The organism is Bacillus sp. JCM 19034, assembly GCF_001310635.1.
Taxonomy (GTDB): Bacteria; Bacillota; Bacilli; order Bacillales; family Bacillaceae_D; genus Halalkalibacter.
On record NZ_BAXR01000002.1, the window covers coordinates 516,123 to 522,692 of the forward strand.

A 6,570-nucleotide genomic window follows, 5' to 3' on the forward strand; every position below is an offset into this window, starting at 1 on the left:
AGCGTAGGTGTTGTTACTATTATTCGTAACAAACACCTTTTTGGTTTATGTTTTTTTCCACACACCTCTAGCAATCCATTGATTGAATGGCTGTGGTTTAAGATGAAAATAATCTATGTGTGAGATAGGTTTGCGTTTGTAATATAACGAAACGGATTGTCCTGGTAAAAGAGAATGATTTTCTTCATCCATGATAAAGTGTTCTTTTTCTTTAATAAAGATTTTCATTTGTTTAACTGTTTTTAGGTCATGGCTTTTTTCTTTATTTCGTTCATATGATTTAATTGCCTCTTTCAACTGGTCAAATGCTTCTATTAAATTGTGTTTGTTCATAATACACCACACTTTCTATTAAATATCTATCTATATATATGTCCAAATAGATCGTTCGAGAAGTAAAAGTTAGTCAAGTCGGTTGAAAAAGTAACATAACTCGCTTATTTCTTTCGTATAGTGTAATAACTTGATAACTGGAAGGAGTCCAAACATGACAAAACGTGCATTCCCTTTACTGTATATTTATCAGAAAAAGGAAGCAGAAGTTGATCCACCTAGTCAAGAATTTGTCTATACAAAATATGATGAACTAGAACAGGACAACGATGTTGATGGAGATTTAATGGAAGGGGAGCATTATAGTGTAGACCTCTCTGGAATAAACAATGCTTCGTTAGAAAGTTTATTAAAGGAACAAAGTAAAGAAAAAAAGCAAGTTGAATTGCAAGTAGCCGATGCTATGTACGTTGGAACAATCTCATTAGAAGGAGATCTCGTTTTTTGTCAGGTTGATCCGAGTTCGAATGAAAGGATTAGCTTTTCGATAAAAGAGATTCAATCAGCGAAAATAAAGGAATAGGTAAATCCAGCATGATTCAAATAAAGCCCTAAAGGAGAAAGACGTCTTTAGGGCCTTATAACGTAGTAAGCTAGTTTGAAGCTTCCCACTCTTGATTAAATTGTTTCAAATAGTGCAACATAAATTCGTGACGTAAAAGAGCTCGTTTTTTTCCTTCTGTCGTATTCATAAGGTCTTTCAGTTAAGGAGCTTCTCATAAAAATGTCCAATCGCACTTGATGGTCTTTGCCGATACTCTTCTAATGTCATTGATTCCCTGTATTCGGCTGTAGGATCATGCATTTGGTGACCTTTGTTACCAGCATACATAAAGGTTCGGGCAACACCAATCGCACCAATTGCATCAAGGCGGTCAGCATCTTGGACGATTTGTGCTTCAAGCGAAGTCACAGGTGCATTATTACCTCCTTTAAATGAGATTGTGGTTATGATTGATAGGATCGATTGGATGTCTTGCTCTAACACATTATTTGCCGATAACCATTCTCTCACTTCTATTATGCCTTCTTCTTCACTCACAACAATTTTATCGTCAATAACATCATGAAGAAGGGCCGCTAACGTAATGACGAATATATTGCCACCTTCTATTTGAGCAATTTCGATGGCCATATTAGTCACTCGTTTAATATGATACCAGTCGTGACCGGATGAATCGTTCTCTAATTTACATTTGACCCATTCTTCTGTTTTTTCACAATTGTATTTTCTATCATGTCGTTACTCCTCCTATTACTTTTTTCGTGGCGAGCTGATTCATTTCCCTCACAAATCTTGAACGTTGCACTTGCTTTCCTCTTCTTTTTGTCGGAATAGAAATCGAAATTGACTTAATCGCCCGCGTAACAGCTACATACATTAACCTTCTTTCTTCCTCTAAAGGTTGTTTATCACCTTCTCGCAACGCTTCTAGTGCATAGTCATGTGGTATACCGCCTTCTACAGCCCCAATTATATAAACATGTTCGAATTCTAATCCTTTAGAACGGTGAATCGTTAACAATTGAACAGCGTTTGGAAGTGTTGGCTGTGAACGGATTTCATCATATTTAGCAGTCATATGATCGATATATTGTAAGAAATCTGGCAATGTTTCATGTTGCTTGGCAATTTCTTTTAAGTCTTTCACGTCATCTGAACCACGTTCCATTTTGTTCCCTTCATTACCTTGCTTTTTTACATAATCGGCTAACCCCATTTCTCGCTCCAAGAAATCAATTGCTTTGGATGGGGTAAGGTGTTTTAACTGTTTAAATTTAGTAGGAAGTGACTGCAGTTTACGCTGCTGAAACGGTTGTAACCCTGATAATTTAGCTAGTGCATGAACAAGTGAACAATCTTCTGTAATACTAATTGCTTTCACGTCGCCAATAGCCTGTTGCTTTAAAAATAGTGCACTGACAAGATCCTCAAGTGCTTTTGTATTATTCTCATCTAGAGCTAGTCTGAAGTACGCGAGCACTTTGCGAATTGTTCTCCGTTTATAAAAGGATTCACCATCCATTTCTAATTGAAATTGGGATACTAGATTGGATAAATCTCTCAGTGATCGCACGTGCAGTTGTATTCGTACGAAATAGAATGGCGAAATCTTTTGGTTGACTGCCATTTCCAATTTTTTGTTTTATTTCATTAACAATCATTGACGCTTCTTCTTCTTCATTAAAAGGAAAAAACAAGAGAGGTCTTATATTTGATTGATCTTGGGCGATGAGCTCTTTTGGCAACCTAGTTCGATTAGAGATAATCATGTTATTAGCGACAGATACAATTTCATGAGTTGAACGATAATTTTGATTGAGTACGATCATCCTCGCTTCAGGATACGATTGACGAAACTTAAGCATGTAAGTAGGATCACTTCCACGAAAAGCATATATAGATTGATCATCATCACCGACGACACAGAGATTTTTCGATTTTGTTAACATCGAAATAAGCTCATATTGGATTTTATTAGTATCTTGAAATTCATCAACAAAAACATAAGAAAATCTCTGTTGATAACGGCTTAAAATGGTTGGTTGCTTTTGAAATAAATCATAGGCTCCGAGCAGCATATCATCGAAATCAAAGGTACGATTTTCTGTTTTTATTTGTTCATAACGTTTATAAAGATAAAGTGTTTTTTCCTCCCAAGGGTTTTTTGCTTGTACTTCACTTGGAGATTGCATATGATTTTTCCACCAACTTATTTGTGTTAGTGCTTGATCATAGGCGAAGTCTTTTTCATCAATATCAATTTCACGTCCGGCTGTTTTCAGAATTGCCTGTTTTTGCCAGTCCTTATTTAGTAAAGAAGTTGAATTCCATTTTTCACGTTCATGATGTTGTAAAATTTTATAAAAAATGCGATGAAATGTACCGATCATCAACTGGTTTAATAAAGATTTCGTCATATTCGGATAAGTTGCCATCCGCTCTTTCATCTCATTTGCTGCTTTAGCTGTGAATGTCACCATAATTAATTTCTTCGGTGAATAGTGAAGTTCGGTTAACATATATGCGGCTCGAGCAGTTAGTACACGCGTTTTTCCACTTCCGGCACCAGCTAAAATAATTAGAGCCCCTTCCGTTGTTGTCACAGCCTCCCATTGAGCATCATCAAATTGAATACCGTGATCTAATAGTTTTTGTCGATAGTTTGATAGATTGTCACGCTGTGTTGCCGATGAATGCTGGAAAGGAGGAATTGCATTGACATATTCAGGTTCTCTCCATAGTTGAGCGACATTACGTTTTTGCTGCTCATTTATTGATCGTTTTTTAGGTAATTTAAACGCTCCAGCATGTTTTATTGGTTCTTCTAGAATTTTATTTTCCATCATTTTTGCAGCTTCATAACATTGATTTGTTGCATTTGGATGTAAGAAAGTTGGCGGTTCCATTATGCTTATCTGTAATTTCATTGGGGTATGGCAATGGATGCATGTTACTTTATTGTTCACGCTAGTATGGTATAGAGCTTGTAATTGCTCGCGTTCATATGTAGATAAGGAGATAATTTCTCCTTGATAAAGTGCGACGTTCATTCTTTTAAATTCTCCTCTCAAACCTTCTATACTCTATCGTAGCAAAAAAGTACGAAACGTAAATGAATTATTACTGTTTTTTTTTAAAACAAAAAGAACGAACCTGTTCATAGGATCGTTCTTTTATGGGAGGTGACTGGGCTAGTTGGATTCGAACCAACGAATCACGAAGTCAAAGTCCGTTGCCTTACCACTTGGCTATAGCCCAACGTCGTAACTAAACATAGTATGTGACACGAAAAAAGAATTATTCAAAAAAGAAGGATTTTTTTTAGAAAGTCGAAAAATACTTTAGACTATATCATATAAAAAGGAGTGATGGTTGTTGGAAGATATTGAATCGTATTGCCTCTCTTTAATAAATGAAGCGATAACTAAAAAGGCTACCGATATTCATATTATGATTAATAGTAACAATTGTACATTTTTTTACCGAAGTAGCGGGGTGTTCAATAAATGGCGTGAACTTCCGATCCGTTTAGGAGAACGTTTAATAAGTCATTTGAAATATCGATCAGGTATGAATCTCGGAGAACAACGTAAGCCTCAAAGTATGTCGATTATCCATCAGCAAAATTCTTTATTCTATTCCCTCAGATTATCAACGTTACCTAATAAACAAACAGAAGGTTTAGTTATTCGCATCTTACCTCATCATTTAACGTATTCTCTTTCAACACTAGCCCTCATTCCTCAATTTTCAATACCGCTAACAGAAATTCCTACATTCCAAAATGGTTTATGTCTTTTTGCAGGCTCGACTGGTTCAGGAAAAACAACAACATTATACGCTATCATTAAGGAGCTTCTTTTGAATGGGAGTAAGTCGATTATTTCAATTGAAGACCCTATTGAGATTCCAATTAATGATATTGTCCAAGTTGAAGTAAGTGAACAAACGGGACTAACATTTGATGCATCGTTACGTGCTGCTTTACGTCATGATCCTGACGTGCTACTTATCGGAGAAATTAGAGATGAAGTGACAGCAGCTCTAGCTATTCGCGCTGCTTTAACAGGACATCTTGTGTTAGCAACCGTACATGCGAGTGATATGAAAACAACTCTTTTACGACTACTTAATTTAGGTGTTAAGAAATCTGATTTGCTTGAATGTTGCAAAATGATAATTATTCAACAGCTTGTCCGACTACATTGTCCAATTTGCTTTAATGACGGTGAATATACATGCACTTGCAAGAAGCCATTAAGAAAAGCTTTATTTGATATTGCTAAACAAAGAGAGCTGATGGATTTGATTAACGGTCATGCCATGCGAATAAATCAGATGAGGCAACAAGCAAAAAAAGGATGGGCTTTAGGTTATATAAATGATGATGAATTATGGAGATGTTTAAAATGAAAAAGAGAAAAATGATTGTAAATGATGAAATGATTGATCATATTCACCGAATAGGCTCTTTATTAAAAGTTGGTTATCCTTTAGATGTTAGTTTGGCATTTGTTACTCAATATGCATCAGACAACTGGGGTGAGAAAATAAAACGGATCATGCATTCATTAAAAGAAGGTTATACCGTTCACCAAAGTTTTGATATTGAAGGGATACCAAAAAGTACTATTCTTTTTCTATACTTTTATGAAAAGCAAGGAAAGTTAGCTAAGGGGTTTTTAGAAGCAAGTCATTACTTAAGACAACAACTTAAATGGAAAAATGAGCTTATAAAGTTAATAACCTATCCAGTCTTTCTTCTAATTTTTAGTGGCTTACTATTAAGTATGCTGTACGCCTTCGTTTTACCAAATTTTTCAGCGATGATGACAACCACCTCTACTCATTTCACCTATACCTTTATAGAATATATAAACGTGGCTCCTCTTTTTTTACTTATATGTTTTGTGTGTAGTATATTAATGTTCCTCGTATATGCCTCTCGTTTAAAAACGTTAAGCCCGATTGAAAGGATCACTCATTTTATAAAATATCCTTTAATCGGACGAACGTTACGAATAGTGATAACGTATTTTTTCTCATTACAATTAGGAAGAATGCTCTCTGCAGGTATGACCATTCAATTAGCACTTCAACAAATAGAAGAGCAACCATACGTAGCTTTTTTACAAGTGGAAGGTAAACGATTATTGGATGGATTACGTTCAGGATTTCCGCTAGCGGAGCTGGTAAAAGAATCTCATTTATACGAAAAAGAGTTTAGTGCGGTGATTGCAAATGGGTTGCGAACAGGCTATATCGCAACTGATTTATTACATTATAGTCATATTCTTTATACTGAATTAGAACGAATCATTCAAAAATGGTTACGGAGAATTCAACCGATCATGTTCATGGTCGTTGGAGTTATTGTCCTACTCCTTTTTATAGCAACGTTGTTACCTGTTTATGAAATGATGAATATCATGTAACGTATAATATAGATCGATATTGATTGAGTTTTAATATGGATAAGAAAAGATAAAAGGTTAGTTGAATAATTTACGAAAGGTATGAGAGGAGATAACTGTCATACCTTTTGTTATTATGATTGAATGTTAGGGTAGTTTATTTTTTAAAAACATTAAAAAAAAATACTTGCATTTAATAATGTCATTATGTTATATTATTTCTTGTCGCAATAAAAGAACATTTGAAGATCAAAAAAATGTTGACTTTGGTTTTGTGACGTGTTATATTAGGGAAGTCGCTAAAAACGACAACTGCAC

Annotated in this window: 6 protein-coding genes, 1 tRNA gene and 1 pseudogene; 3 read left to right on the plus strand and 5 right to left on the minus strand. The window is 35.1% G+C overall.

The features are described 5' to 3' along the window. Positions 1 to 45: 45 nt before the first annotated feature. Positions 46 to 333, minus strand: coding sequence for a hypothetical protein (locus tag JCM19034_RS06045; protein ID WP_062048101.1), 288 nt, complete (start codon positions 331 to 333; stop codon positions 46 to 48). Between the two features lie 154 nt (positions 334 to 487). On the opposite strand from JCM19034_RS06045, the gene JCM19034_RS06050 reads away from it, so the two are divergent. Next, entirely contained in the window at positions 488 to 856 is a 369-nt protein-coding gene (locus tag JCM19034_RS06050; RefSeq protein ID WP_062048103.1) for a hypothetical protein, read from the plus strand. A 70-nt stretch (positions 857 to 926) separates the two neighbouring features. On the opposite strand, the pseudogene JCM19034_RS06055 reads toward JCM19034_RS06050, so the two are convergent. The 4 genes and pseudogenes from JCM19034_RS06055 to JCM19034_RS06065 form a co-directional block, all read right to left on the minus strand. Continuing rightward, positions 927 to 1,567 (minus strand): annotated as a pseudogene (locus JCM19034_RS06055) (HD domain-containing protein); the annotation flags it as partial. 1 nt (position 1,568) lies between these two features. Beyond that, positions 1,569 to 2,318: a 3'-5' exonuclease gene (locus JCM19034_RS23970; protein ID WP_269431662.1), complete on the minus strand. Its 750-nt coding sequence runs from the start codon at positions 2,316 to 2,318 to the stop codon at positions 1,569 to 1,571. A 31-nt stretch (positions 2,319 to 2,349) separates the two neighbouring features. Further along, complete coding sequence (locus JCM19034_RS23975) at positions 2,350 to 3,888, minus strand: ATP-dependent helicase (RefSeq protein ID WP_269431663.1); 1,539 nt, start codon at positions 3,886 to 3,888, stop codon at positions 2,350 to 2,352. Between the two features lie 136 nt (positions 3,889 to 4,024). Continuing rightward, positions 4,025 to 4,096, minus strand: a tRNA-Gln gene (locus JCM19034_RS06065). 117 nt (positions 4,097 to 4,213) lie between these two features. Between JCM19034_RS06065 and JCM19034_RS06070 the strand changes: the two genes are divergently transcribed. Continuing rightward, positions 4,214 to 5,251 carry an ATPase, T2SS/T4P/T4SS family gene (locus JCM19034_RS06070; protein ID WP_062048104.1) on the plus strand — a complete coding sequence of 346 codons (1,038 nt, stop codon included), beginning with the start codon at positions 4,214 to 4,216 and terminating at the stop codon, positions 5,249 to 5,251. Beyond that, positions 5,248 to 6,273 carry a competence type IV pilus assembly protein ComGB gene (gene comGB / locus JCM19034_RS06075; protein ID WP_062048106.1) on the plus strand — a complete coding sequence of 342 codons (1,026 nt, stop codon included), beginning with the start codon at positions 5,248 to 5,250 and terminating at the stop codon, positions 6,271 to 6,273. The genes JCM19034_RS06070 and comGB overlap by 4 nt, the downstream gene beginning before the upstream one ends. Positions 6,274 to 6,570: the final 297 nt, after the last annotated feature.

Bases quoted from the DNA above. Each gene is read 5' to 3' on its own strand.
- JCM19034_RS23975 (WP_269431663.1), bottom strand. From the start codon at position 3,888: ATGAACGTCGCACTTTATCAAGGAGAAATTATCTCCTTATCTACATAT.
- JCM19034_RS06045 (WP_062048101.1), bottom strand. From the start codon at position 333: ATGAACAAACACAATTTAATAGAAGCATTTGACCAGTTGAAAGAGGCA.
- comGB (WP_062048106.1), top strand. From the start codon at position 5,248: ATGAAAAAGAGAAAAATGATTGTAAATGATGAAATGATTGATCATATT.
- JCM19034_RS06050 (WP_062048103.1), top strand. From the start codon at position 488: ATGACAAAACGTGCATTCCCTTTACTGTATATTTATCAGAAAAAGGAA.